The sequence below is a fragment of the Streptomyces sp. NBC_00986 genome (genome assembly GCF_045162565.1).
Classification (GTDB): Bacteria; Actinomycetota; Actinomycetes; order Streptomycetales; family Streptomycetaceae; genus Streptomyces.
The window spans coordinates 10051202-10077089 of sequence record NZ_CP108733.1 but is presented as its reverse complement, the minus strand read 5'-3'; the positions used below and the strand labels follow the sequence as shown (position 1 = coordinate 10077089).

Annotated in this window: 36 protein-coding genes; 33 read left to right on the top strand and 3 right to left on the bottom strand. The window is 70.5% G+C overall.

Annotated features, from left to right (window positions below; genetic code table 11):
• Positions 1-31 precede the first annotated feature (31 nt).
• Positions 32-451 carry a hypothetical protein gene (locus OG504_RS45245; RefSeq protein WP_405994981.1) on the top strand — a complete coding sequence of 140 codons (420 nt, stop codon included), beginning with the start codon at positions 32-34 and terminating at the stop codon, positions 449-451.
• Positions 444-1151, top strand: coding sequence for a hypothetical protein (locus tag OG504_RS45240; protein WP_405994980.1), 708 nt, complete (start codon positions 444-446; stop codon positions 1149-1151). The genes OG504_RS45245 and OG504_RS45240 overlap by 8 nt, the downstream gene beginning before the upstream one ends.
• A gap of 8 nt (positions 1152-1159) precedes the next feature.
• Here the strand turns inward: OG504_RS45240 and OG504_RS45235 are convergent, their stop codons facing one another.
• Entirely contained in the window at positions 1160-1528 is a 369-nt protein-coding gene (locus tag OG504_RS45235; RefSeq protein ID WP_405994979.1) for a DUF6233 domain-containing protein, read from the bottom strand.
• 205 nt (positions 1529-1733) lie between these two features.
• On the opposite strand from OG504_RS45235, the gene OG504_RS45230 reads away from it, so the two are divergent.
• The 31 genes from OG504_RS45230 (at position 1734) to OG504_RS45080 (ending at position 24207) form a co-directional block, all read left to right on the top strand.
• A complete protein-coding gene (locus tag OG504_RS45230) occupies positions 1734-1964 on the top strand; it encodes a MerR family transcriptional regulator (protein ID WP_405994978.1) in 231 nt (76 codons plus the stop codon).
• A 169-nt stretch (positions 1965-2133) separates the two neighbouring features.
• On the top strand, positions 2134-2388 hold the full coding sequence (locus tag OG504_RS45225) for a hypothetical protein (protein WP_405994977.1): 255 nt from the start codon (positions 2134-2136) through the stop codon (positions 2386-2388).
• 15 nt (positions 2389-2403) lie between these two features.
• Complete coding sequence (locus OG504_RS45220; RefSeq protein WP_405994976.1) at positions 2404-2688, top strand: HNH endonuclease; 285 nt, start codon at positions 2404-2406, stop codon at positions 2686-2688.
• 2 nt (positions 2689-2690) lie between these two features.
• Positions 2691-3062, top strand: coding sequence for a hypothetical protein (locus OG504_RS45215; protein ID WP_405994975.1), 372 nt, complete (start codon positions 2691-2693; stop codon positions 3060-3062).
• Between the two features lie 25 nt (positions 3063-3087).
• Positions 3088-3528 carry an AAA family ATPase gene (locus OG504_RS45210; RefSeq protein WP_405994974.1) on the top strand — a complete coding sequence of 147 codons (441 nt, stop codon included), beginning with the start codon at positions 3088-3090 and terminating at the stop codon, positions 3526-3528.
• Positions 3529-3834: 306 nt separating this feature from the next.
• Positions 3835-4143 carry a hypothetical protein gene (locus OG504_RS45205; RefSeq protein ID WP_405994973.1) on the top strand — a complete coding sequence of 103 codons (309 nt, stop codon included), beginning with the start codon at positions 3835-3837 and terminating at the stop codon, positions 4141-4143.
• Complete coding sequence (locus tag OG504_RS45200) at positions 4140-5705, top strand: terminase (RefSeq protein WP_405994972.1); 1566 nt, start codon at positions 4140-4142, stop codon at positions 5703-5705. Before OG504_RS45205 ends, OG504_RS45200 begins: the two co-directional genes overlap by 4 nt.
• Positions 5687-5884: a hypothetical protein gene (locus tag OG504_RS45195; protein WP_405994971.1), complete on the top strand. Its 198-nt coding sequence runs from the start codon at positions 5687-5689 to the stop codon at positions 5882-5884. Before OG504_RS45200 ends, OG504_RS45195 begins: the two co-directional genes overlap by 19 nt.
• On the top strand, positions 5877-6122 hold the full coding sequence (locus OG504_RS45190; RefSeq protein ID WP_405994970.1) for a hypothetical protein: 246 nt from the start codon (positions 5877-5879) through the stop codon (positions 6120-6122). The genes OG504_RS45195 and OG504_RS45190 overlap by 8 nt, the downstream gene beginning before the upstream one ends.
• Positions 6119-7447: a phage portal protein gene (locus OG504_RS45185; protein ID WP_405994969.1), complete on the top strand. Its 1329-nt coding sequence runs from the start codon at positions 6119-6121 to the stop codon at positions 7445-7447. The genes OG504_RS45190 and OG504_RS45185 overlap by 4 nt, the downstream gene beginning before the upstream one ends.
• Positions 7447-8259 (top strand): HK97 family phage prohead protease, encoded by an 813-nt coding sequence (locus OG504_RS45180; protein WP_405994968.1) that lies wholly within the window; start codon positions 7447-7449, stop codon positions 8257-8259. The genes OG504_RS45185 and OG504_RS45180 overlap by 1 nt, the downstream gene beginning before the upstream one ends.
• Positions 8256-9713: a phage major capsid protein gene (locus tag OG504_RS45175; protein WP_405994967.1), complete on the top strand. Its 1458-nt coding sequence runs from the start codon at positions 8256-8258 to the stop codon at positions 9711-9713. The genes OG504_RS45180 and OG504_RS45175 overlap by 4 nt, the downstream gene beginning before the upstream one ends.
• A 66-nt stretch (positions 9714-9779) precedes the next feature.
• Positions 9780-10160 carry a hypothetical protein gene (locus tag OG504_RS45170; protein ID WP_405994966.1) on the top strand — a complete coding sequence of 127 codons (381 nt, stop codon included), beginning with the start codon at positions 9780-9782 and terminating at the stop codon, positions 10158-10160.
• Positions 10157-10579: a hypothetical protein gene (locus tag OG504_RS45165; protein ID WP_405994965.1), complete on the top strand. Its 423-nt coding sequence runs from the start codon at positions 10157-10159 to the stop codon at positions 10577-10579. Before OG504_RS45170 ends, OG504_RS45165 begins: the two co-directional genes overlap by 4 nt.
• 10 nt (positions 10580-10589) lie before the next feature.
• Positions 10590-11147: a head-tail connector protein gene (locus tag OG504_RS45160; RefSeq protein ID WP_405994964.1), complete on the top strand. Its 558-nt coding sequence runs from the start codon at positions 10590-10592 to the stop codon at positions 11145-11147.
• A gap of 21 nt (positions 11148-11168) precedes the next feature.
• The gene (locus OG504_RS45155; protein ID WP_405994963.1) at positions 11169-11627 is read left to right on the top strand and encodes a hypothetical protein; all 459 of its coding nucleotides are present in this window, start codon (positions 11169-11171) and stop codon (positions 11625-11627) included.
• A gap of 14 nt (positions 11628-11641) precedes the next feature.
• Positions 11642-11974, top strand: coding sequence for a hypothetical protein (locus OG504_RS45150; protein ID WP_405994962.1), 333 nt, complete (start codon positions 11642-11644; stop codon positions 11972-11974).
• An 8-nt stretch (positions 11975-11982) separates the two neighbouring features.
• Complete coding sequence (locus OG504_RS45145; protein WP_405994961.1) at positions 11983-12147, top strand: hypothetical protein; 165 nt, start codon at positions 11983-11985, stop codon at positions 12145-12147.
• Positions 12147-12632, top strand: coding sequence for a hypothetical protein (locus OG504_RS45140; RefSeq protein WP_405994960.1), 486 nt, complete (start codon positions 12147-12149; stop codon positions 12630-12632). The genes OG504_RS45145 and OG504_RS45140 overlap by 1 nt, the downstream gene beginning before the upstream one ends.
• Positions 12633-12634: 2 nt before the next feature.
• A complete protein-coding gene (locus OG504_RS45135; RefSeq protein WP_405994959.1) occupies positions 12635-13144 on the top strand; it encodes a hypothetical protein in 510 nt (169 codons plus the stop codon).
• Positions 13145-13157: 13 nt separating this feature from the next.
• The gene (locus OG504_RS45130; protein ID WP_405994958.1) at positions 13158-13598 is read left to right on the top strand and encodes a hypothetical protein; all 441 of its coding nucleotides are present in this window, start codon (positions 13158-13160) and stop codon (positions 13596-13598) included.
• Between the two features lie 148 nt (positions 13599-13746).
• Positions 13747-16530, top strand: a complete 2784-nt coding sequence (locus OG504_RS45125) for a hypothetical protein (RefSeq protein WP_405994957.1) — start codon at positions 13747-13749, stop codon at positions 16528-16530.
• Positions 16531-17505, top strand: coding sequence for a phage tail protein (locus OG504_RS45120; protein ID WP_405994956.1), 975 nt, complete (start codon positions 16531-16533; stop codon positions 17503-17505).
• Complete coding sequence (locus tag OG504_RS45115; protein ID WP_405994955.1) at positions 17502-18671, top strand: siphovirus ReqiPepy6 Gp37-like family protein; 1170 nt, start codon at positions 17502-17504, stop codon at positions 18669-18671. The genes OG504_RS45120 and OG504_RS45115 overlap by 4 nt, the downstream gene beginning before the upstream one ends.
• Positions 18672-18677: 6 nt before the next feature.
• Positions 18678-19616, top strand: a complete 939-nt coding sequence (locus tag OG504_RS45110) for a hypothetical protein (protein WP_405994954.1) — start codon at positions 18678-18680, stop codon at positions 19614-19616.
• The gene (locus tag OG504_RS45105; RefSeq protein ID WP_405994953.1) at positions 19616-21052 is read left to right on the top strand and encodes a hypothetical protein; all 1437 of its coding nucleotides are present in this window, start codon (positions 19616-19618) and stop codon (positions 21050-21052) included. The genes OG504_RS45110 and OG504_RS45105 overlap by 1 nt, the downstream gene beginning before the upstream one ends.
• A gap of 12 nt (positions 21053-21064) precedes the next feature.
• Entirely contained in the window at positions 21065-22381 is a 1317-nt protein-coding gene (locus tag OG504_RS45100) for a CHAP domain-containing protein (RefSeq protein ID WP_405994952.1), read from the top strand.
• A 76-nt stretch (positions 22382-22457) separates the two neighbouring features.
• Complete coding sequence (locus OG504_RS45095; RefSeq protein WP_405994951.1) at positions 22458-22709, top strand: hypothetical protein; 252 nt, start codon at positions 22458-22460, stop codon at positions 22707-22709.
• Complete coding sequence (locus OG504_RS45090) at positions 22709-23689, top strand: glycoside hydrolase family 25 protein (RefSeq protein WP_405994950.1); 981 nt, start codon at positions 22709-22711, stop codon at positions 23687-23689. The genes OG504_RS45095 and OG504_RS45090 overlap by 1 nt, the downstream gene beginning before the upstream one ends.
• A 3-nt stretch (positions 23690-23692) precedes the next feature.
• Positions 23693-23920 carry a hypothetical protein gene (locus tag OG504_RS45085; RefSeq protein ID WP_405994949.1) on the top strand — a complete coding sequence of 76 codons (228 nt, stop codon included), beginning with the start codon at positions 23693-23695 and terminating at the stop codon, positions 23918-23920.
• The gene (locus OG504_RS45080) at positions 23917-24207 is read left to right on the top strand and encodes a hypothetical protein (RefSeq protein WP_405994948.1); all 291 of its coding nucleotides are present in this window, start codon (positions 23917-23919) and stop codon (positions 24205-24207) included. The genes OG504_RS45085 and OG504_RS45080 overlap by 4 nt, the downstream gene beginning before the upstream one ends.
• A gap of 58 nt (positions 24208-24265) precedes the next feature.
• Here the strand turns inward: OG504_RS45080 and OG504_RS45075 are convergent, their stop codons facing one another.
• Both OG504_RS45075 and OG504_RS45070 read right to left on the bottom strand, forming a co-directional pair.
• Positions 24266-24586, bottom strand: coding sequence for a 4a-hydroxytetrahydrobiopterin dehydratase (locus OG504_RS45075; protein ID WP_405994947.1), 321 nt, complete (start codon positions 24584-24586; stop codon positions 24266-24268).
• Between the two features lie 3 nt (positions 24587-24589).
• Positions 24590-25855, bottom strand: coding sequence for a Twin-arginine translocation pathway signal (locus OG504_RS45070; RefSeq protein ID WP_405994946.1), 1266 nt, complete (start codon positions 25853-25855; stop codon positions 24590-24592).
• Between the last annotated feature and the right edge of the window lie 33 nt (positions 25856-25888).

Genomic DNA, 25888 nt, shown 5'->3' with positions numbered 1-25888 from the left:
TGGCCGTACACCCCGGCCGGAAAGAACGATCATGAGCCAGCCCGGCACCGAAGAACTCCGGCAGATACGCGACCAGCTGCAGGAAGAGATCCGCGAGGCCCGCGGAACCCTCAAGGACCTCCGCTACGAGATCAAGACCGCCCGCGACCTCACCGCCACCACGCACCAGCTCGTCACCGAACTCGCGGAGACCCAAGTCCGTGACCTCCTGGCGGCCGAGGTCACCCGCCAGGTCACCGCCCTCGGCGAGGAGACCGGGAAGCAGATGAGCAAGTCCACCGCCAAGGTGATCGCCGAGTTCGACAGGCTCCGCGACCTGCTCCTCGGCCGCGAACACGTCGCTGACGGCCGTGAGGAACGCTCCATCCCCGAACTCCTCCAGGACCCCGCCATCCTCGCCCGCGCCCAGCACGCAGCACGCCGCAACGCCGCCGAGGCCGACCGTGAGTAGCTGCCCCCTGTGCCCCCGTACCGCGCCGGACGGCCAGCACCTGTGCCAGTTGCACGCCGGCGAACTCCGCGGCTGGCTCACCGAGTTGCCCGGCCAGGCCGTCCTGCTCGAACAGTTCGTCGCCGCCGGCGGACGGCCCGCCGAAGGCCGCCTCGGTGGTAGCGGCCGCGCCTACGCGCCGCTGCCTGTCGACCTCCGCGTCCTGGTCCTCCTCGGCCCCGGCCGCTACGACGCCGTACCGGGCACCGACGACGACGGCGAGGCACCGATCGCCGCCGTCCTCGGCGCCTGGGCCGGACACATCGCCTACCAGCACCCGGCCGCCGCACGCGACGCGTACGGCACCGCCCGCACCCAGCCCTGCGAGCAGGCCTCGCCCCGCAAGGGCGAGACGATCCCCGGCTGGTGCGCGTGGCTTCTCGCGTACCTTCCGTTCGCGCTCACGCTGCCCGTCGCCGCCGAGCTCCACCGCCAGATCGGCGACCTCATCCGGCGCATCCGGAACCTCACCCACACCACCCCGCAGCAGCACCCCCGCGCCGCGCCCTGCCCCGTGTGCGACCTCTGCACGCTCGTCCGCACGGACGGCCGCTGGCACATCCACTGCCTCGACTGCGGCCACCAGCTGAGCCCCGACGAGTACGACCAGCACGCCGCGCAGTACCTCGCCGACCGCCAGACCCAACCGGCGCAGACCTGACCGGGGAGTCAGGGCGCGGGCCGGCACACGTCGCACACGGTGGCCCAGGAGTCCACCAACGCGCCCCGGGCCAACTCGGCGTGCTGCACGGGCTCCAGCCGGCCGGTCGCGGCCGCGCAGTCACCGACATGCAGGACCGGCGCCTCCCCGGGCGCGGCCGGCGCCTGGATCAGCCACGGCCAGTGCTCCTGAACCGTCGTGGGCACCTGGCTGTAGTCCTTCCCAGGGACAGGCTCCACGGCCTTGGCAGGGAGCTCGACGGTGACGCCGTACCACCAGCGGCCGTCGGGATCGCGGCGGCGGGCCTGGAGCTGACCGTCGAGGACATGCCCGTCCGGGAGCACGACGTGGACACGCCTGTCACCGATATCGCCCATGTGTTCGATTGTAGGACGCCGACACCCGCGCGTTCCTGCTGGACAAAGATCACCACTTAGCGTCACACTCCTCCCAGTAGCACACCTGTGCCCATAGCTACCCGTTGATGATCACCAGCGCCACAACAGCCGGACGTCGCGCACCGGCCCGCAGCCCCGGACCACCCAGGCCCGGGGCTGCGGCACATCCCGGGGGAGGTGAGCCGTGCTCTACACCACCGCCCAGGCAGCCGACCACGCCACCAGGTGGCGCCAGTTCGGCACCGGCACCCCCGCGACCGTCACCCCCGCCGCCGTCCGCAAGTGGGCCTCCCGAGGCCACCTCGACCCCGCCGGCCTCGACGACCAGGGCCACCCCCTCTACGCCCTGCCCGACATCGCCCGCGCCGAGGCAGCCACCCGCGACCGCGCCCTGCGTCTCGTCGGCGCCCAGTAGCCCCCGCTGCCCGGCGAGGCGGCCGGACCTTCGCGGGCGCCCCAACGCCCCAGCGCGGGCCCGGGACCGGGCAGCGGGACGGACGTCACGGAACGGCCACACGCTCATCACGCAGCGCGTACGCCACGGCATGATGCCCTCAGCCGACCGATCGTCCTTGGGGGGACACATGAGCGACTACCGCGCTGTCCAGTCAGCCGTACGCGTCGAGAAGTTCCGCGTCTGGTTCGCGTGGGCCAGTGGCAACGTGATCATGTTCTTCATCGCCAGAGGCACCCAGCACATCCACATCGTCAGCGTGGTCACGCAAGCGCTGTTCGTCGCCCTCTTCCTGCTGCTCACCTTCACCGCCATACGGATGAGCAACGCCTACAACCGCAAGGCCGCCGCCGCCCGTCGTGAGGTCCTCGGCGACGACCTGTAGCCGGAGGTGGCGCCCGTGGCCGGCAACCCCCGCAACGGGCGCCCCTACCGCACACTCTGCGTCCAACAGCGCGCCCTCGGCCTGCCCTGCTGGTGGTGCGGCCACGAGATCGACTACACCCTCACCGGCTACGCCGCACAGCGCAGCCGCTGGGCCTTCACCCTCGACCACGCCATCCCACTCACACGCGGCGGCGACCTCCTCGACCCCGCCAACGCCCGCTCAGCGCACCGCAAGTGCAACAGCGCCCGAGGCAACCGCATCACCCAGCCGCAGCCCCGAGCATCGAGGAGATGGTGACCATGAGCGACAGCGAGCAGAGCCGCGAAGAGCAGCGCACCGGGCGGCTGCGCGAGGCCCAAGAACGCGCCCTCTTCTGGGCCTGGACGGCGAACGGCGAGTACGTGGAGGCGATCGAGTACGAGAACCGCTCGCGCGCCCCCTACGACTCCGCCGCCCCCCGGCAGGGCGACCGCATGGCCCAGGAACGCCGCCTCGCCGACTTCCATGGCGTACGGTCCACCGAAGCCCTCAAGCTCGCCGAGATGTGGTCCCACGTGGCTCAGGCCCTCGCCACCGGCGAACTGCCCGTGACCAACCTGGTGAACGTCCCGGACCCCGCCCGGCCCCGCGACTACGCGGACTCGGTTCCCGGCGGCCGCAGTCACCCGTAGCCGCCACGGCGGGAGGTGACGCAGTGTGCTGTACGTCATCACGGGCCCGCCGGCCTCGGGCAAGAGCACATGGATCCAGGCGCACGCCAAGGCCGCGGACATCGTCATCGACCTGGACCGCATCACCATGGCCCTCACCGGCCCGGGCGCACCGCAGTGGTCACAGGACCGTGTGCACGTACGCGTCGCCCAGCGCGCCCGGTACGCGGCCATCGACGAGGCCCTCCAGCACATCGAGGACGTCGACGTCTACCTGATCCACACCATGCCCAGCCCCAAGGCCCGTGCCCGCTACCGGCGCTTGGGTGCCGAGATCGTCACCGTCGACCCAGGCGAAGACGTCGTGCGCGAGCGCGTCGCCGCGATGCGCTCGCCTGCCATGGACGGTGTGGTCACCAAGTGGTACCGGGACTACCGCAAGGGTGGGTCACGCCCCGTCACTGCCCAGACGTCCCGCGCCTGGTGACTCGGCTCGGTCGGTGTCGGACGCGGTCGGAGTCGTCGAGTGATCAGCGTTCGTGTCCGATTCGCACCGCTTGCCGAGGCGATCGAGTCCGGAGGGGAGGGGGGCCGTGGGCCGACGTGAATCGAAGGGGCGGGCGACCCAAAAGCCCTTGTCGCCCGTTTCTCTCCCCGCGCGGCGCGCACTAATCCGCTGGCCTGCGCTTCAGCGAATTAGTGACACTACGTCACCATTCATGCGGTGACACTTAGTTACTGATCATCTATCGCTGTCCGTGACTGTCTGTGTTGTTACGGGGGGTGATGTCCGATGGATGACGCTCCGAAGCGGCGCACCCTCCGCGCCGGCGCCGTTACCAAGGCGACGCAGGCCGAGCTCGCCGAACTCGGCGTCAAGCCGGACGGGAACGCCCAGGCCGCAACCGCCGTCCGGCTCGCAAAGGAACTCGACTGCGCTCCGGACCCCAAGGCCGCAGCCGCAGTAGCGCGCGAACTGCGTATGGCTATGAGAGTCGTCGTCGCTGCCGCTCCCCCCAAGGAGAGCGGCGACCGGATCGACGAGATCGCCAAGCGCCGCGAGCGGCGGATCTCCCCCCGGGCTGCCAAGGGGTCCCGGTGATCGGCTGCCAGACGCCGCGCATCCTGTCCGTCCCATGGCGGCGCCGCATCGACACAGGGCGGTGGGACGGCGTCGAGGACCAGGAGGCGCTCGACTTCACGTCGCCCGCCGGGCAGGAGTGCGTCGACCTCGCCGAGGACTCGAACGTCGACCTCGATCCGTGGCAGCGGCTCGCCCTGCACCACTCCCTGGTGGAGGACGACGAGGGCCGCTGGGCCGCGCTGGACGTCGTCATCAACGTTGCCCGCCAGAACGGCAAGGGCGGCTTCCTGGAGATCAGGCAGCTGGGCGAAGTCATCCTGTTCGGCGGGAAACTCGTCATCCACACCGCCCACCAGTTCAACACCGCCCAGGAGAGTTTCCTGCGGCTGGACCAGATGATCGAGGGCTCCTACGCCCTGTCACGCCGTGTGAAGAACGTCCGCCGCTCGCACGGCGAAGAGGGGTTCACGTTCTTCAACGGCGCGCGGATCCGGTTCCTGGCCCGGGGCGGTGACAGCGGCCGAGGGTTCTCCGGCGACCTGGTCCTCATGGACGAGGGCATGAAACTCCGGGCGGCTCCCATCGGCGCCCTCATGCCCGTTCTCTCCGCCCGCCCCAACCCGCAGCTGGTGTACACCGGAAGCGCCGGCATGGGAGACGAGAGCGAGCAGCTGGCGCTGCTGCGCGCCCGGGCCCTGGCCGACGGCGAGCCTGATCAGTCGCTCTGCTACATCGAGCACTCGATCGCCCCGCACGTGAAGGAATGCGCGACCGACCCCGAGGGCCGCATCGTGTGCGAGTCGCACGACGACCGCGGCGAGGAGGCCTCGTTCGCCCGGGCCAACCCGGCGCTGGGCATCCGCATTCGGACGGCGTACGTGCTGCAGGAGATGCGCAGCATGCGACCGGACCTGTTCGACCGCGAGCGCCTGGGCGTGGGCGACTACCCCCAGGTCTCCGACGAGACCTGGCAGGTCATCCCCAAGGCCACGTGGGAGGACCTGACCGATACCTCGTCGCAGCCCGGAGATCCGGTGGCGTTCGCCATCGACACCAACCCCGAGCGCACCTGGACGGCGATCAGCGTCGCCGGCGCCTCGGGCGAGTCCGTGCACGCCGAGGTCGTCGAGCACCGACCCGGCACGGACTGGGTCGTCGACTGGGTCGTCGAGCGCGACCAGCGCTGGAATCCGTGCGCCTGGGTCATCGATGAGGGCGGGCCGGCCGGATCCCTCGTCGAGGCCCTGCGCAAGGCCCTGCGGTACGAGGACGACGAGGACCTTGAGGACCGCTCCGAGAAGATCGTCTGTCCGAAGGTCCGCCAACTGGCGCAGGCCTGCGGCCAGTTCTACGACCGTGTCACCGACACCGGGTCGATCGCGCACCTCGGGCAGGCGCCCCTGGCGGCCGCGCTCGCCGGCGCGCAGAAACGCGACCTCGGCGACGCCTGGGCCTGGACACGCAAGAGCGACGGCGTCGACGTGAGCCCCCTGGTGGCCACGACCTACGCCGTGTGGGGGTGGGAGATGTACCACGACGTCGAGCAAGAGGAGGCGGAGCCGTGGGGCGCCTACGTGTGACCCAGTGGTCGCAGCTGGCCCGGGCGCGGCTCGGCTACTGGATGGGGTGTGCAGGCCTCTCCGTGGGTGCGGCAGTGCAGTTCGGGCCCGGATACGGGCTGATGGCCGGCGGGGCGCTCACGGCCGCCTCGTTCCTGCTGCTGGTCGACGTCGAGGGCGAAGGAGAGAGCGATGAGTGACGAGCTGACCCTGCGCCGCGTGCCCGGCGGGATCGAAATCCTTGAGGCCCCGCACAGCGCCTGCATCTCACTGGAGGTGCTGCACGAGGCGTGCGGCCACGAGATGCAGGTGCACGGCGACAAGATCACGCTTGCCGACCAGGTCGTCTACCAGGTCACGGCCTGGCAGGCATCCCCGCCCGGCCTGCGGTGCTTCCTGATCGAGGACCGGCGGCCGCGGCCCGAGGGGGAGCGTTGACGAGCCTGTGGCAGCACGCGCGGCGGCCGGCCACACGGGACGACGACTCATGGTCGGTGGCCGGGAACGTCTACTACGGCACCGGCCGGCCGATCGACGGCATGGAACGGCCGTTCTCTCCGGAGTTCGAGGCCAAGGTCCGGCACGCCTACAAGAGCAACGGCCCTGTCTTCGCGCTGATGACGGTGCGGCAGATGCTGTTCAGCGAGGCGCGGTTCCAGTTCCGGCAGATGCGCAACGGCCGGCCCGGCGAGTTGTTCGGCACGGCGGACCTGGCCCTGCTAGAAACGCCGTGGCCCGGGGGAACGACCGGGAATCTGCTGTCGAGGATGATCCAGTTCGCCGACCTTGAGGGCAGCGCCTACGTCACGAACTACAACCCGGGGCGGCTGAAGATGCTCCGCCCCGACTGGGTGACGATCATCACCGGCTCCGAGGAGGAGCCCAGCCTCGCGAGCGAGGCGATCGACTCCGAACTGCTCGGCTACATGTACGACCCGCCCACCGGCAGCGAGCCATGGTTCCTCCTGCCCGAACAGGTGGCGCACTTCGCGCCGATCCCGGACCCGGAGTTCCAGTTCCGCGGCATGTCGTGGATCACCCCCGTCATCCGCGAGATCGTCGGGGACACCGCGGCGACCCGGCACAAGCTGAAGTTCTTCGAGAACGGGGCGACACCGCAGGTCGTCGTGTCCCTGGACCCGTCCGTGACGCCGGAGAAGGTGAAGAAATTCCAGGCGCTCATGGACTCCGACCACCGCGGCGTCGACACCGCCTACAAAACGCTCTACCTGGGCGGCGGAGCCGACGTCACGGTCGTAGGCAAGGACCTGCACCAGCTCGACTTCAAGGCCACCCAGGGCGCCGGCGAGACGCGCCTGGCGGCCGCGGCCGGTGTCCCCTCCGTGGTCGTCGGCTTCTCCGAGGGCCTGGCCGGTTCGTCCCTCAACGCGGGCAACTACTCCTCGTCGAGACGGCGCCTGGCGGACGGGACCATGCGGCCGCTGTGGCGCGAGGCCGCCGGATCGCTGGCGCAGATCGTCAACGTCCCCGCCGGCGCAGACCTCTGGTACGACGACCGTGACATCGCCTGGCTGCGCGAGGACCAGCACGACGCGGCCGAGATCCAGGGCCTGCAGTCGCGCACGATCCGCACGCTGGTCGACGCCGGCTACGAGCCCGAGACGGTCGTCGCCGCGGTGGCGGCCGAGGACTACAGCCTCCTTAAGCACAGCGGCCTGTACTCGGTCCAGCTGCAGAAACCCGGCACCGGCTCGGGTGCCCCTTCCCCGACTCCCCCGACGACGGACCCGGAGGTGCCCTGATGGACGCGTTCCTGCGTTACTTCCCGCTCGAAGACATCCACGTCCGCGCAGGCGGGGACGGCCGCACGGTCGAGGCCTACGCCTCGGTCTTCGACACCCCGTCCGAGATCCACGACCAGGACGGCCACTACAACGAAGTCATCGACCGCCGCGCGTTCGACCGCACGCTGACCCAGCTCGCCCCTGCCGGCAACCGCAGCACATGGCGGGTGGGAGTGCTCTACAACCACGGCAGGACCCTGTTCGGCACGCCCTCGGAACGCGGGGCGATGCCGATCGGTACACCGGTCGAGATCAAGGCCGACACCCGCGGCCTGCTGACCGTCACCCGCTACAACAAGACCGAGCTGGCGGACGAGGTCCTGGAGAACATCCGCGAAGGATCGATCAGCGCACAGTCGTTCTCCGGCGGATTCCTGCGCTCCGACCCCGGCCGTACGCCGCGCGGCGGCTACCGGCCCGACGCCGGCGGCAAACTGCGCACCGTACGGCGCCAGGAGATCAAGCTGCGGGAGTACGGGCCCACCCCGTTCCCCGCCTACCCCGACGCCGCGGTGATCGGTGTCCGCGCCGAGCAGGCCGCGCGCCTGCTGGCAGACCTTCCCCCCGACGAGCGCGAACGGCTCGTCGACATGCTTCGGACCGGCACCCCGCTGGACTCGCCCCCGGGCGAGACTCCCGCGGGCCCGCCGGCCAACGGCGACCCCGATCCGGGCCCCGCCGCCGAGGACCCGCCCGCAGGGCACTCCGCTCGGCAGAAGATCGCGTGGATCAAGATCCGCGCGGACATCAAGGCCAGGAGGGCCCTGTGACCACCAAGCGGAAGAAGAAGAGCGACAAGCTCAAGGAATCGCTCGAAGCGCTGCGCTCGGAGCTGTTCGAGCTGGAAGACGTCGAGGAGCCGGACGAGGAGCAGGTCACGCGCGCCAGAACGCTGCTGACCGAGGTCGACACCGCGCAGGAGGCGTTCGACGAGCAGCTGGCGCACGAGCAGCGCGTCGACGCCGTACGGGCGGCCGCAACCGTCCCCGGCAGCCAGGAGCGGCCCAGCGGGGACGGCCCACAGCACATGCGCTCCCGCGGCAACCCCTACGAGGACCTGGACCGGGTCCGCGGTGCGAACCTGACGGACCGGGCGACCAAGGCCGATCTGCGCTCGCGCGCGCTGTACGCGGTCGAGCTCGCGGCCGAGGAACTGAGCGAGGACCAGCAGGAGCGCGTCGAGCGCCTGGTGCGCGGGGACCGTCGCGGCCGGATCGCGCAGCACCTGCTGCTGACCGGCTCCGAGGACTACATGCGCGCCTTTGAGGCGCTGCTCTCCAACGGCGGCAACCCGGCACTCCTGGAGGACGACGAGGCGGCCGCGTACAAGCTGGCCGAGGCACACCGCCGGGCGATGACCCTGACGGACTCGGCGGGTGGCTTCCTCGTTCCGTTCACCCTGGATCCGACGATCATCCTCACGAACGCCGGATCGGCGAACCCCTTCCGGCAGGTGTCGACGATCAAGACGATCACCACCGACACGTGGAACGGTGTCTCCAGCGCCGGCGTGACCGCGGAGTGGCTGGCCGAGTCCAACCAGGCCGCCGACGCATCGCCGGCGTTCGCGCAGCCGTCCATCACGCCCAAGAAGGCAGCCGCCTGGGTGCAGGGCTCGTTCGAGGTGCTGTCCGACTCCGGGTTCGGTGCGGAGGTCGGGCCGCTCCTGGCGGACGCCAAGGACCGGCTGGAGGCGACGGCGTTCGCCCTGGGCAACGGCAGCACACAGCCCAAGGGCGTCGTCACCGCGGTGTCCGCGGTCTCCGGCTCCGTCGTCAACTCGGCGAGCACCGACACCTACGCGGTGGCCGACGTGTACGCCGTCGAGCAGGCGCTGCCGCCGCGCTACCGGCTGACCTCGTCGCCGTCCTGGATGGCGAACAAGACGATCATCAACAAGACCCGGCAGTTCGACACGGCGGGCGGTTCCAGCTTCTGGGCCAACCTCGGCATGGGCCAGCCCGAGCAGCTGCTCGGCGCCCCCATCTACGAGGCCTCGGCGATGGACGGCGTCATCAACGCCAGCGCCGAGAACTACAGCCTGCTGCTCGGCGACTTCCGCAACTTCTACATCGTCGACCGGGTCGGAATGACCATGGTCTACGAGCCGCTCGTCAAGGGCTCCAACGGCCGGCCGACCGGTGAGGCGGGCTGGTTCGCCTACTGGCGCGTCGGTTCCGACGTCGTCAACGCCGACGCGTTCCGGCTGCTCGACATCACCTGATCCCCATCCACCCCCGGGGCGCGGCCATCACCAGGCCGCGCCCCTTCCCGTTGCAGGAGACCAGTGATGTACCGAGCGAAAGAAACGTTCTGGGCGCCGGACAACCGGCGCATCGTCAAGGGCGACCTGGTCGCCCCCCACGATCCTGTCGTCAAGGGCCGCGAGGAACTGTTCGAGGCCGTCGTCATCCCGCAGGCACTCGACCCCGCGCAGGCCGCCGCAGCGCGGCAGGAGGCCGAGCCCGACGCCGACACCGCGGCGGCCGCCGATGCGGACCCCGGCGACCCGGAGCCGACGCCCGACACCGGCGACGTCCCCGCCGCGGCGGCCGACGACGCCGGCAGCAACGGGGACACCGGCGCCGCGACCCCGCCGGCAGCCAAGAAGGCCCCGGCGAGGAAGACCACCGCGGCGTCCTCGAAGCCTGCAGGAGGTGACGCGAAGTGAAGCGCAGCGTCTACAACCACGTCCGCGCCAAGGCCTCACTCGCCATCGCTGCCCGGACGACCGCCACCAACGGCACCGCCGTCGACCGGATGCTGTCCGGTGCCTCCGGCGCCAACGAATGGCACCAGTCGGTGATGCTGCTGGTCCACACCGGCACCATCACCGACGGAACCCACGTCATCACCCTGGAAGTCAGCGACGACAACTCGTCCTGGGCGGCGGCCGCGGCCGGCGACGTGCAGGGCACCCTGCCCACCATCGCCGCCACGGACGACGACAAGCTCTACGAGGTCGGCTACACGGGCACCAAGCGCTACCTGCGCGCGGTCACCACGCCCTCGGGTGTCACCAGCGGCGGCGTCTACGGCGCGGTGATCCTCTTGGGCTTCCCCAACACCCTCCCGATCTCCCGGACATGAGGGGGACGGCATGGCGCTGCTGACCCTGGCCGAGGCCAAGAAGCAGCTCAACATCACCAGCGACACGGACGACGACGAACTGCAGACGTACGTCGACGCGGTCACCCCCGTGATCGAGGAGTACATCGGCCCCGTCGAGCCGCGCGAGGTGACCGAGCGGCTCGACGCGGAATCCGGGCGCCGCGCCCTGGTCCTGCGCACCACCCCCGTCCTGTCCCTGACATCGGTGGAACCACTCCTGACGGGCGGCATCACCTACCCGGTCGACGGCCTGGTCCTGGACCCGGACACCGGCGAGGTGCGCCGCCGGGACGGCGGCTGGTTCCGGGGCCTGCTGCTGTTCACCCTGCAGGCCGGACGCACGGAGGTCACGCCGACGGTCAACCTCGCGGCACGGATGCTCGTCCAGCACCTGTGGCGAACCCAGCACCCCAGCCGTAGCGGGGGGCTGCCCGGTGGCGGCGAGGACTACAGCGTCGGCCAGCCGATCCCCGGGTTCGGCTACGCGGTGCCCAACCGCGTCCTCGAACTCCTCGCCCCGTACCGACTCCCCCCAGGAAGTGCGTAGATGCCATCACGGATACCCGAAGTGATTGACGCCCTCGTGGCGTTGGGCAATTCCGAGCCCGCATACGAGCCGGCCGACGACGACACGCCCGGTGTCGTCGTGGCGGACGGCCCGCAGGTCACCGACGACTCGACGCCCGACTGGCTGGTCATCGGGTTCGACGGCGACCCCAACGGCGACTTCGAGGCCGCTACATCCGTGGGCGGCTGGGCCGATCTGTCGACCGGCCGCGAGGAAGAGTTCCAGGTCACTGTCGCGGCGATCGCCAGCCGAGGCGACACGGACATCGTCACCGCCCGCCGGCGCGCGTACGAGATTGCCGCACCGGTCGAGGCGTGGCTGCGCGAAGACCCGAGCATCGGCCTGCGCTCCGTCGAGGCGGCCATCGTCGGCACGCGGCTGACGCAGGACCAGACAGATCAGGGTGCGCAGGCCGTGTTGCTGCTGTCGGTGGCCGGCCGCGCCTTCACTCTCCCCTAGGAAGGAACGGACACATGGCTGCACTTGCTGCGCAGGTGGTACCCCTGACCGGTGTTGCGGTGACGTTCACCGCGGCCGCCGGTGGCGGCGACACCTGCCCGACCGGAGCCGGTGTGCTGCTGCTGGTGAAGAACGGCGACTCCGGATCGCACACGGTGACGCTGGCCACGCCGGGCACCGTCAACGGGCTGGCGATCGCCGACCGGGCCATCGCGGTGGCGGCCGGCGCCCAGGTCGCGATCCCCGTCACCAGCGACTACCGCGACCCCTCCACCGGTCGGGCCGCGGTCACCTATGACGGTGTCACCTCCGTGACCGTCGCCGTCGTGCGGGCGCTCGTCTCATGAGCGCGACGGTGACGATGACCCATCCCGATCTGCCGGAGCAGCCGATCACGGTGCGCGAGCAGGCCATCGGCCACTACCAGGCTGCGGGCTGGCAGGTCGACGAGGGCACCCCGACCAAACGCAGGCCCAGGACGGCGGCAACGCGCCGGCGGCAGACAGGAGATGAGAGCTGATGGCAGCCACACCGATCAACGCCAGCATCCGCTACTACCGGCGCGGCACGACCAAGGTCCTGTGGGCCCCGGCGATCGCCAACAAGAACAGCCCTTCCCGCTCGGAGATCAACGCGAGTACGGCGCTGGAGGGCGAGACCGGGGCCATGGGCGGCTGGCAGACCACGTCGGCCACCGTGGGCACCCCGGCGCTCGGCTCGCGGTTCACGCCGGTGGTGGGCGGTGAGATCACCGCGGCGGACAGCTCGCTGACGTTCTGGGCGTCGAAGGACGGTGACGACGTCCGCCTGCTGCTGCAGCGCGAGGACGAGGGATTCGTCATCTGGATGGACGAGGGCGACGTCGAGGGCCAGACCATGGACGTCTTCCCGGTCACGGTCACCTCGCAGGCCAAGGTCCGCGAACTCGACAGTGCGGCGCAGATCATGGCGCAGTTCGCCATCACCTCGGAGCCGGCCGAGAACGTCACGATCCCCGCGGCCTGACCATGCCGAGTTCCGTACAGATCCTCGGCACCGGGCAGCTGCTGGAGCTCTCGCGCCGCCTGCGTGCGGCGGGCGGCCCGCGGCTGCGCCAGAACACCGCACGCCGGATCCGCCGGGCGGCCGAGCCGCTGCAGAAGGACCTGCAGGACACGATCCGGACGGTCGAGCTGGCGGGCTCGGGGCGCAAGGTGCGCGGTGGCCCCTCGCCTACCAACCGCCCGCTGCGGGCTGCGCTGGCGGGCGCGGTGCGGATCAGCGTCCGCTCCGGTGCCAGCCCGGGCGCGCGGGTGTGGCTGGACCACTCCCGGCTGCCGGACGACATCACGGCGGGAGTGGCGGCCCGGATCGATGACGGGCGCCTGCGCCACCCGGTGTTCGGCAACGGCAAGCGCTGGACGAACCAGTGGGCGCGCCCGTCCGGCTGGTGGACCAAGACAGTCCAGGACGGCATGCCGCGGATGCGGGCCGAAGTCGACCGGATCCGCGACGACGTACGCCGCGACCTCCAATGAGAAGAGACAACGGATGATCATCACCTACAAGCCGGGGGACGACCTCCCCGAGGAGCGGTACTTCACCGACGAGCTGTCGGCGATCGAGGCGGCCGCCATCGAGGAGGCCACGAACGGAACGGCGTGGCGGCGCATCGAGGACCTGCTGCGCGCGCAGGACCCGACCTCGCTGCGCGCGGTCCTGTGGGCGTTCCGCCGGCGTACCCAGCCCGGGCTGGTGTTCAGCGAGTTCGACGTGCCCGGGTGGAAGCGCCGGCTGTTCGCGCGGATCGAACGCGTCGAGATCGACGACGTCCTCAACACCCTCGTCACGGAGGCCCTCGCCAACAACGAGGACGCGGCGATCGACTCGATGCTGCCGCACCTGCGCAGGCTCGCCCACGACCAGGCCGACGTCGAGGCGGCGCTCGACGCGCTGGGAAAAGGCCACCTGGCAGCGGGCCCGGAGGACTGAGGGGCCTCGTCCTGGAGTACGAGCCGCTGTTCCTGCACTACCTGAACATGCAGCCCTCCGAGTACGACCGGCTGTCGGTCGACCGGTTCCTGCGCCTGGTCGTGTGGATCGACCGGCACGCCGCCACCAGATGACGAGGGGGTGAGTCGTGGTCGACCGCCTCACCTTCACCCTCGCCGGCCGTGACGAACTGAGCCGGGTTCTCAACAACACCGCGGACGCGTCCGACCGGCTGCGGCTGCGGATGGCCGGCATCACCGGGGATGCCGACGGCCGGCTGCGCGACCTGCAGGGCAACCTCGTCACCACCGCCGATGCGCAGCGCCGCCTCGACGACCGTACGGGCCTGCTCCGCAGCCGCTTCGATGAGCTGTCGACCGCGAGCGGCAAGCTGGGCGAGAAGCTCAAGGCGAACCTGATCAGTCTGGTCCCCGCGGCGATCCCCGCCTCGGCCGCGCTGGCGCAGTCTGCCGGTGTCCTCGCCGGGCAGTTCGGGGCGGTGGCCGTCTCGGCGGCCGCCTACGGGCTGGCGCTCAAGCCGCAGATCGCCGCGCTCGGCGAGGCCGTCGACGCGCAGGCCAAGTACGAGGACGCGGTCCGCACCAGTGGCGCCACCTCCGACGAGGCGATCAAGGCGCAGGTCGCCTATCAGCAGCAGCTCAACAAGCTGCCGCCCGCCACCCGCGAGGCCGCGGTCGCGGTGGGCCTGCTCAAGGACAACTACCAGAAGTGGTCCGACTCTCTCGCGGGCGATGTGATGGCCCCGTTCAACAAGGGCGTGGCGATCGCCAACGACCTGCTGCCCAAGACCACGGGCCTGGTCCAGGGCGCGTCGACCCAGTTCGACCGGCTGATCACCGAACTCGGCGGAGCCATCTCCACGCCGGGGTTCGACAGCCTCACCGGGAAGTTCACCGACTTCGCCGACAAGACGATGGATCACGCCGTCGACGAGCTGAACATCTTCTTGGCCAAGCTCGACGCCGGCGAGATCGGCGGAGACTTCGAGAAGTTTCTCGACTACGCGAAGGCCAACGGGCCCGCCGTGTGGGACACCCTGCGCAATGTCGCCGACGCGCTGATCAACGTGCTGCAGGCCGGATCCGACGTCGGGGTCGGCATGCTCGACGTCGTCAACGCCCTGTCGGGGATCGTCGCCGCGGTACCGCCCGAGGCGATCGCGGACATGCTGCAACTGGCCATCGCCATCAAGGCCGTGAGACTCGCTGCGGCCGGCGCCGGTGCCGCCCGGGCCGCGCTCCTCGCCCTGGGCCTGCAGATCGCGGTCATGAACACCACGGCCGCCGCCACGCCTGGCCTCGTCGCCGGGGTGCGGGCCGCGATCATGGGCCTGTCCACCACCGCCAAGGTGGCGATCGCCGGTACAGGGTTGGGTCTGCTGCTCATCGGGCTGAGCGAGTTGTCCAGCCGCAGCCAGAAAGCGCCGCCGGACGTCGACAAGCTGACCACCAGCCTGAAGATTTTCGCCACGACCGGCAAGGTCTCCGGCGAGGCCGCGCGGTCCTTCGGCAAGGACCTGTCCGGACTCGGGGACAGCCTGCAGAAGATCACCGATCCCAAGGGGCTCGACAAGGTCCAGCAGTCGATCATCAGTTTCTTCGGGACCGACTCGACGCCGATCAAGAATGCGAAGGAGGACGTCGACGCCTTCGACAAGTCGCTGGCCAGCCTGGTCTCCGGCGGCAACGCCACGATGGCCGCGGCCGCCCTGCAGGACACCATCAACAAGCTCGACGCGCAGGGCAAGGACACCAGCAAGCTGCGCGGCCAGCTCGACGACTACAACGACGCGCTGGCGGGCCAGGCCCTCGAACAGCGGCTGGCCGCCGAATCGATGGGCCTGTTCGGCGAGCAGGCCCAGGCTGTGCAGGCCAAACTCAACGACCAGAAGCAGTCCGCCGACGGCTTGAGGCAGTCGATCCAGGCGCTCAACGACGTCAACCGGCAAGGCCTCTCCGGGATGATCGGGTTCGAGGCCGCCATCGACGCGTCGACGAAAGCCGCGCAGGAGAACGCCGGCGTCCTCGACATGCAGGGCGGCCAGCTGACGCTGGCCACCGACAAGCAGCGCGCCGCCGCCACGGCGCTGAACGACCTCGCGGCCAAGACCGACGAGGCCACCGCGTCCGCACGTGAGTCGGGAGCCTCCTGGAAGGAGGTCAACGACATCTACGAGCGCGGCCGCCAGGCGCTCATCAAGAGTGCCGAGCAGATGGGCCTGACCAGGACCGAGGCCAAGAAGCTGGCGGACCAGATCCTCAGCACGCCCGACAAGACGGCCAAGCTCAAGGGCAACATCGAGGACCTGCAGGCGAAACTCGCCGACGCCAAGAAGCGGCTGGCCTCCGTGCCCGACTCCCGCAAGGCGAAGGTCCGCGCCGACATTGCCCAGCTGCAGGCGCAGATCGCCGAGGCCAAGCGGCAGCTGGCGATCCTCAACGGCACCACGGTGACGGTCTACATCAACGGCAAGGCGACCGGCGTCAACGCCAGCGACTACTACTCGCAGGGCCCGCACAAGGCGCGCGGCGGACTCATCGGCCGTGCGCACGGTGGACCGATCCCGGGCTTCGCCAGCGGCAGCGGACTTCTGCGCGGTCCGGGCACCTCGACGTCGGACTCGATCCTGCTGTGGGGTTCGGCCGGCGAGTACATGGTCAAGGCCGCGTCCGTCGACAAGTACGGCGAGAAGTTCATGGACTCCGTCAACGACGGCACCCTGCCCGTCGGCAGGGCGGCGCCGCGGGCCGGACTGCCCGCGGCGACGACGGCGGCCGCCGCGGCCGCCGGGAGCGACCGGGCGCAGGTGACGTACAACCTGTACCCGCGCGCATCCGTGATCGATGTGGAGGACCTGCGGCTGATCCAGCGGCAGGAGGAGGCGCGTCAGCGTGTGGGGAGGCCGAGGTAGATGCCCCTGGTCACAGCACCGGTCACCACCACCCCGACAGAACCCCCACCGCCTCCGGTCGAGGTGCCCGAGATCGGCTATGCGGTCATCACGTACATCGACCCGACCGGTACACGGTGGCCGATGACCGACCTGTCCGCGCAGTGGTACACCCTGGCCGAGGGCGTGTCCGGGCTCGGCGCGAGCCCGTACGTGCTGACGTCGGACGATCACCCCAGGGGCGGTGCGCGGCTGCGGCACGTGCAGCCGCAGGCCCGCACGATCGTGTGGCCGGTGCTCGTCAAGGGCGCCGACCACACCGCGTTCACGGCGAACTGGCGGGCGCTCGCGCGCGCGTTCACCCGCACGCTGCGCAAGCAGCCGGACGGATCCTGGTCACCGGGCGTCCTGGAGGTGGCGCGCCCGGACGGCACCGTCCGCACGATCAGCGTGTACTACGACAGCGGCTGGGAGGGGCGCGGCCAGACCGCGACGGGCATCACGTGGGACTCCGCGGTCCTCACCCTGTGGTGCGAGGACCCGTACTGGGCCGACGCCGACCCGGTGGTCGTGCACCGGGAGACGGCCACGCCCGAGGACTACCTCGACCCGTTCCCCTCGGTGTCCTCCAGCCAGGTCCTCGGCGCGACCACCGTCGACAACCCGGGCGACGTCGACGTCTGGCCGACCTGGGTGGTCACTGGACCGGCCTCGGCGATCGAGTTCACCCGGGAGGACACCGGCGAGGCTTTCACCCTCGACATGACGGCCACCGACCACGGCGACCTCCTGGACGGCGAGACGGTGACGATCTCCACCGACCCGCCGCGCGTGCGCTCCGGCACCGGCGAGAACCTCGTCGCCGGACTCAACTGGCCCTCGGCCGTGCTGTGGTCCCTGCCGCCGGGGCCGACGCCGGTCACCTTCCAGCTCGATGGCGCCGCGACCGGCAGCGCCGTCGACCTCGTCTTTCACCCGAGGTACGAGACGGCATGACGATTCAACTCCTGGTCACCGACCGCAACTTGAATTTCCTCGGCGACCCGCTCGACGGGTGGACCAAGCTGGCGTGCGACCTGAACTTCAACGCCCCCGCGTCCGGGTCCCTCACGCTGCCGGCGCGCCCGCAGTACGTCGAGCTGCTGCAGCCCGGCAACCGGCTCGTCATCATCCGTGACGAGGCGATCTGGTGTGCGGGGCCGCTGGAGGAGCCGCAGAACTTCACGTGGGACCTGAGCACGAACGCCGGATACGGCACGATCACCGCCAACTTCACCGACGACCTCGCGCGGGTGGCCGGCTACGTCACCTACCCGCAGCCCGACTACGAGTTCACCGACCAGATCACGGCCGTCAACTTCACGCGGGACATCAACACGACGAACGCCGAGGTGATCATCAGGACGCTCGTCGACGAGAACTGCGGCCCGGGCGCCCTGACCGCCCGGCAGATCGAGCGCCTGGTCCTCGACGACGTCGCCGGGGTCGGAGGCACCCGGACGATCAGCACGCGGTTCGAGGCGCTGCTCGACGTCTGCCGTACCGCGGCCGCCACGGACGGGCTGGGCTTCCGTACCCGCCAGGTCGGTGACGAGATCAGGTTCGGCGTGTACGCGCCCGCCGACCGCACCGGCACGGCGCGCTTCTCCGCCGGGCTGGGGAACCTGCGGTCGGTCGGCTTCACGCTGGGCGCCCCGCTGGCGACGAGCGAACTCGTCATGGGCGGCAACGACCCAGCCGAGGCTGCGACCCCGCCCAACACCCGCGTCTACGTGGAGGTCGACGCGACCACCGACTGGTACCGCGTCGAGAAGCTGATCGACATGACCGGCACCGAGGACGACTCCAAGGGCCAGCTCACTCAGGCCGGCGTCTTCGCCCAGGGCGACGACGGCCCGCAGGCCAGCCTCGCCACCGTGACGATCGACACCGCCGACTTGAAGGCCGGCCGCGACTACGGCCTCGGCGACAAGGTCACCGTCGTCCTGCCCACCGGCCTGCAGGTCGCGGACATCGTCCAGACCATCCGTCTCGAAGCCACCCCCAAGGACGGCGAGGTCGTCACCTCCGTCATCGGCAACTCCGACAAGACCACCAGCTCGGCGATGGTGCGCCTGGTGCGCGACCTCGACCGCCGACTCGGACGACTGGAAGCGAGGTAACCCACCGTGGCTCAGGACTCCTGGCCCTCACCGGACCACAACGACCGGGGCGTGACGGACGTCGAATACGAGCAGCTCTCCGCCCGCTTCTCCGACGACGGTGTCTACGGCGACCCCACCGATGACCCGGTCGTCACCGCCGGGACCGGCCTGTCCGTCAACGTCCGCTCCGGTGTGTACGCCTCGGTGCGCGGACACGTGTGGACCTCCGGCGCCTCCACCGTCAACCTCACCGTCGCCGCGAACGTCTCGGGTTCCACACGGTTCGACCGGGTGATCCTGCGGCTGGACCGCTCCACCTGGAACGTCACCGCTGTGATCAAGCAGGGCACCCCCGGGGCGGATGTGCCGGCCCTCACCAAGGACATGGGCAGTACCGGCGTGTACGAGATCCCGCTCGCCACCGTGTCGATCACCGCCTCCGCCACCACCGTGGGCGTGGCCGGCAAGGAGCTGTACGTCGGGACCAGGGTCCGGCCGTGCACGTCGATCTCCCTGCCCGACCCGACCGCCCCGGGCGAACTGGCCTGGGAGGTGGGCGAGGACCGGCTGCTGCTGTGGACCGGAACGCTGTGGAAGGTCGTCTACAGCTACTCGGGGATCGTGTCGTGCAACGCGACTCTGTCCGCCTGGACGATCACCACGGACTCCGTCCTGGAGGAACGCAACGGCAGCGTTCACCTGCGCCTGGGGAGTTTCCAGCGTGCGGGCGCCCTGGCCGGGGCTGATGAGTCCCGGCTGCCCGTGCTGATCCCCGCCGCCTACCGGCACCCGAGCCGCGACCAGTACGCCCTGGCCTACTGCTCGGGGGTGGAGGTCGCGAGGATGATCATCTCCTCGGCGGCCAGTGACCGGGCCGGACAGGTGTGGCTGACCAACCATCCCGCGCTCGCCAGTGGGGACTTCGTCCTGCCCGGGTCCGGCGTCAGTTGGGTGGTGAGCTGATGCGGTACGCGTTCGGGGCGGGCGCGGCGGACTTCGTCGTGACACCGTCCGACGGCCTGTGGGCGGTCGGCCAGAACACGGCTGTCACGTTCTGGTCGGCGGCCCATGACGGCGCCCAGTACACCGACCTGCTGACCGCGGGCGGCGACGCGGTCACATCCGTCACGTCCGACACCTACGGAGCGGTGCCATCGTTCTTCGGCCCCGACGAGATCAGCGGCATGTGGGCCGAGGCCGGGGGCGGTGCCACCCGGGCATGGATGGCCGCGCGGGAGGCGTACGCGCCCACCGCCGGCACTGCCGTGGAAACTAGGGGGCTGTACGTACGGCCCGGCTGGGGCTCGTTCTGGCGGCCCGCCCGGGACGCGGCCGCCAGCGGCAGCATGGCGACCGTGGCCGTCATCGGCGGCAGCAGCACGATCGGCTTCTACGCCTCCGACCTCGTCACGAAGAACTGGCCGGCGCTGCTCGGCTCGTCGCTGCAGACCGCCTACGGAGACGGCGGCTCAGGCTTCCGGTCGGCGCTGTTCTCCGCGAACGGCATCGCCGGGCAGGACGCTGCCGCCATCACGGCCTGGACCGCCACCGGCAGCCTCGTCGTCCAGTCCGGGACCTGGGCCACCGGCGGCTACACCGCCGGACCCGGCTGGGGATACACCTACAGCAGCACCGCCAACAACTACGTGACGTTCACCGTGCGCGGGACATCAGCGGTCATCTACACCCTCGGCTCGGACGGCGGCCGCGCCTCCTGGGCGTACAGCGTCGACGGCGGCAGCGAGACCACCGTCACCGACACGGCCACGACCGGCCTTGCCGTACGGACCCGCACGATCACCGGCCTGTCCGCCGGCAGCCACACCGTCAAGATCCGCCACGCGGGCACCACGGGCCAGTACCTGTCCGTCCTCGGCGTGGCCGGCGCCAACGCCGCCGGGGTGGTCCTCAACAACTTCGGCAGGAAGAACGCCGTCGCCTCCGACTACAACGTCACCCTGCGGACGGGATGGAACGGCGGCCCCAACTACCCGGCAGACCTGGTCGTGTACGCGGTCAGCCCAGAGGACGTCACCTCCGGCCTGAGCGCGGACGACTGGGCCGCACAGACCCGCCAGCACCTGGCCAACATCCGCGACGGCGGCAGCCTCACCGGCGCCACCGACCTCGTCCTGGTCCTCCCGCACATCGGCACCGCCGACGCCCTGGGCTGGCGCTACCAGGACTACGTCGACCGCGCGCACTCCCTCGCCATCGCGCACGAGGCCGCCCTCGTCAACCTCTGGGCGCTCGGCCGCAACTCCTGGAACTACTGGTCCAGCCTCGGCTACTGGGGCGACCCGACGTCCCCGGGCACCGCGGGCACGGATGCCGTCCAGATGTCCGACGCCGGCCACGCCTACACGGCGTCCGTGATCAGCGCGCTGCTGAAGAGCTAAGGAGGCCAGCACATGGCAACAACGCAGGTCGCCCAGGTGATCGCGGTCGCCCGGTCGCAGGTCGGCTACCGGGAGGGCTACGCCGAGGGCGGCTGGAACAACATCGTGCGGTTCGCCCTGGAGGTCCCCGGCCTGTCGGGGTATCAGGGCCAGTCGTGGTGCATGACCTACACCAGCTGGGTGGCCATGCGCGCCGGAGTGCCGTCCCTGTTCCCGCGCGGCGTGGACTGCAGCGCGGGCGTCGCCTGGTTCACGGCCGCGTCCCGATGGTCCTACTACCCGGCGCTCGGCGCCCAGGTGTTCTACGGCTCCGGCGGCAGCGAGCACACCGGCATCGTCTACGCCTACGACGCCACCTACATCTGGACCATCGAAGCCAACACGAACGACAACGGCAGCCTGGAGGGGGACGGCGTCTACCTGCGGAAACGCAAGCGGACCGACAGCGTCGTCTACGGGTACGGCCTGCCCGCCTACGCGGAGGGCGTCATCACCGCGGACGCCGCCCTCTCGGGGGTGGCCGGCTACACCTACGCCACCGCCAACACCGGCCCGGGCCCGGCGTCCCTGCTGCGGGCGGCGCTGCTCGCGGGCAACGTCGTCGCCGACGCTCTGACCGTCGCCGGCCGTCTCAATGCCGGCCGGGTGAACATCCAGCAGAACGATCTGAGCACCATCGGTCTGGACGTCATCGGCTTCTCCTCGTCGGCGGTGTCCATCGCCCGCTTCCGTGACGCCGACGGCAACACGGTGTTCGAGATCGACGGCGCCGGCCGCATCATCTCCGCAGTCAACTCCAACGCCTGGAGACCGGTCGACCAGGGCCTCGTCGCCTGGACGATGGACCCCGCCTCCTGCACGCCCGCCGGATCCTCCCTGAGCGCCGGATACATCTACTTCATGGAGGTGATCCTGCGGAACGCCGCCACGATCACCAGCCTCTGCGCGGTCGTCGGGACAGCGGGCAGCGGCCTCACCTCCGGCCAGTGCCTCGCCGGCCTGTACACCGCCAGCGGCACACGGGTCGGGGTCACGGCGGACATGTCGACGACCTGGAACTCGGCCGGTGACAAGACGATGGCGCTGACCTCGTCCTACGCCGCGGCCGCCGGGAAGTACTACATCGCGTTCCTGCACAACGGCACCACCAGTCCGGTATTCGCGGCCGGCTCGTCGCTGGGCGCAACCTTCACCCCGGGCAACGCGCACCTGGCCAGCGGGAGTTACCGCTTCTGCCGCTCCGCCTCGGGGCAGACCTCGCTGCCCACCAGCTACACGATGACGAGCGCGACCGCGGACGCCAACAACATCTGGGCCGCCGCCGCCTGAGTCACCGTCCTACGCCCCTCACACTCAGCCCCGCGCCGACCGGCCCGGGGCTTTCCCCGTTCCGAAGGAGGCCATCGTGGCCGTACGCGCGAAGTTCACCTGCACCACCGAAACCACCAAACGGTGGGGCTCCGCCGATTCTCAGTCCGCCCGCTCCTACGAGTTCATGGCCGTGTACGACCAGACCATCCCCGAGGACCAGCGCTACGCCAAGGCCTCGCCCTCGGGGAGCCTCACGATCCAGGTCGACAACCCCGCCGTCACCTTCGAGCCCGGCCAGGCGTACTACCTGGACTTCACCCCGGTCGCCGAGGCGGGGGCCAGCTGATGGCCACCTGCCGCGGCATGGACGTCAGCGCGTACCAGGGCACCCAGAACTGGGCCAGCCTCAGGCGGGACGGCTTGGTCTTCGCCTTCGCCAAAGCCTCCGAGGGCCAGCACTCGCGCGACGCGAAGTTCGACACCCACATCGCCGGCATCATCAAGGCCCAGCTGATTCCCGGCGCCTACCACTTCGCGTGGCCCAACCAGCCGGTCGCGGCGGAGGCCGCGAACTACATCAGCGCCGTCAAGCCGTACGCCAAGGCGGGGGTCGGGTTCACGCACTGGCTGGACCTTGAGCGGTACTCCGACGGCCGCAACTATGCCGGCCGGAGCGCGGCCCAGATCAAGGCCTGGGCCGCGGCGTGGATCGCCGCTGTGAAGGCCGCATTCCCCGGCCAGGCCGTCGGCATCTACACCAGCGCCTCCGACCTGACGGCCGGCCACGTGCCCGCCGGCGTCCCGCTCTGGTACCCCGCCTACCCGGGCACGCGCGTCGACACCTACGCCGAGGCCGAGGCCACCGCGCAGCCCCGGCCGAGCGGACGGTACCCGCTCATCTGGCAGTTCACGTCAGACCCCGCGGGCGCCGCCCGCGTTGACCAGTCCATCGCCTACCTGTCCGAGGCTGCGCTCCGCGCCTGGGCCGGAGGCGACACCACCACCCAGGAGGACGACATGGGCCTGCAAGACAAGATCCTGCTCGGGGACTGGATCCCCGCCGCGTGGCCCAAGGATGAGGGTCTCGCCGACAAGCAGATCACGGTGAACACGGCGCTTGGCTCCGGCTATGCGCACGCCCGCCGCGCGGCCGACAACACGACGGCGATCCTCGCCCAGCTCGGCGCGCAGCAGGCCACCATCGCGAAGCTCGTCGACGCGATCGGATCGTCCGGCGGACTCACCGTCGCCGAGGTCCAGGCGGCCGCCGAGGCCGGGGCCAAGGCCGCGCTCGCCACGCTCGGCGACAAGCTGCAGGAGGACTGACACGTGAAGGACTCCACCAAGCGCACGGTGCGTACGGTCCTGCAGACCTCGGTCGGTGTCGCTGTGGCGCTGCCCGGGATCGTCGACGCCTCCGGTGTCCCCGCGTCCCTGCCCTGGGTGGCGGGAGCGCTCGCGGTTGCCGGAGGCCTCGCCCGCGTGATGGCCCTGCCGAGCGTCCAGGCACTGCTCCCGTCGTGGCTGCGGACCGACGAGACGGCGAGCAGGCAATGACCGTGCCGGAGGCCTCGGCCACCGTCGCCGTCGAGCTGGAGCGGCTCCGCGGTACGGTCTCGACCGGATTCGCCGAGGTCAAGGGCTCGCTGTCCGTCCTCGTCGAGCGGTCCGACCGCAACGAACGCGATCTCCAGCAGCTGCGCCAGGACACAGAGAAGGACCTCAGCGAACTCCGCGCGGACGTCGAGGCCTTGAAAAAGAACAGGTGGCCGCTCGCCACGGTGGGCGCGCTTACCGGGATCATCGGCGCGGCCGCGGGCGTCCTGGCCCTGCTCGGCCGCTGAACCACAATGCCCCTTGCACGGCCCACCACGGGCCGTGCAGGGGGCATTCCGCGTGCACTCAACCGTCGAGCGGCTCGGCTCCGTGCGCCGCAGCGATGGAATCGATACGGCGCGCGAGGTCGAAGTCCGCCTCGGTCAGCTTGTGACCGGCATCGTGGGTCGTGATCCCGAACCGGACCTTCCCCCACCGCAGATCAATGTCCGCGTGGTGGCTGATGAGCCGCTCAACATCGGCCACGTGCACGATCATCGCCACGCCGCCGTGATACCGGATGCCGTAAGCGCGGGTGATCTCGTCTCCCTCGCGACGCCACCCCGGCACGCCTTCCAGCGCGATCACGATCTCGTCCTCGGTCAGCGGCACCGGTGCGTCTGTCACGCGTCAGCTCTCCTCAGTCACGGGCGCCAGGACTCCGACGAGGTCCCGGCCGACCGGGGCATCCTGCCACGGTCGCATGGCTCGCTGAAGGGTCGCCAGCTCCCGCCGCATGCGCGCTGAGCGGGTCTCTACCGCGATGTCGGCGACCTGCCGGGCAATCTCCAACGCCTGGTCCGGCTCGCCTGCCCCTGCCGCTGCCGTGGCGTGCCGGGCCATGTAGACGCCGCGGTCGCGGCGCGCGGTCTCGGGGACGATGTCGAGGACCTGTTCCCACAGTGATACGGCCTCGGCTCCGAGGCCGAGGCGCCCGTAGCAGGTGGCGCGCTGGACTTCGAGGTATCCGGGTGTCCGCCGGCAGGCGTTGCCCCACGGCAGGTCGTCGTCGACCCGGCTGAGGAGTCTGGCCGCCTGGTCTATCAACTGGTCGACCGAGTCGCGGTCATTGGTGAGGCTCGCGCCGTGGGCCTGCTGTTGCATGGCCATGATCCGCACCTTCGGCACCAGGCGTCCGGCGTCGTCGAGGGCCGCCTCACACAGGTCGATGACCGCGTGCCCGTCGCCCAAGTCGGTGCGTACCTGCGCCTGGTTGACCAGCGAGTAGCCGATCAGGTGCGGGTCCCGGGACCGCATGGCGATCTCCTGGGTGACCCCACGCCAGAAGTGCGCGCCGTCCATATCGCCAGCGTCCTGGTATAGCCATCCGACCAGCGCGGCATACGCGGCACCGGTACGGAGCAGGCCTCGCCTCGTCTCGCCCTTCGCGGACCGCACGAGCTTGTCGATCAGCTGGTACTGCGCCGACACCGTGCCGATCAGGTCGTGAGGGCCGAGGTACATGTCAGCCACGTAGTGGCCTTCCAACTGCTTCTGGAAGTAGTCGATCAGGGCGGGGTCGACTTGCTGCGGTGCGACTGGTCCGGCGACGAGCGCGGCGGCGGTGACGGAGACAAACGCTCGGCGCTTCACATCAGCCTCTTCGTGGTGCTCGGGGCGGATCCAGCCGGGCGGGGTGGTGAATCCGAGATCTTCAGGCCACCGTCCGAGCGCGTCATGGATGACGATCGCGGTCTCTTCCGCCGGCCAACCGGGGCGGTCGCCCTCCCACCGTCGCCAGGTCCGTGCGGACACGGTGAACTGGCGATCGTCGAGGAGGCGTTGCCCGTGCTCGGTCAGCTTGGCCGCGGCCTGTTCGATGGTGCGCCAGCCAGCCCGGAGCCGTGCGGCTCTCAAGGCGTCGTTGCGGCCCATGCGTCCAGTCTGGAGTGTCATCGCGCCCGTCCCCGGCCATGGCCGCAACGTGGC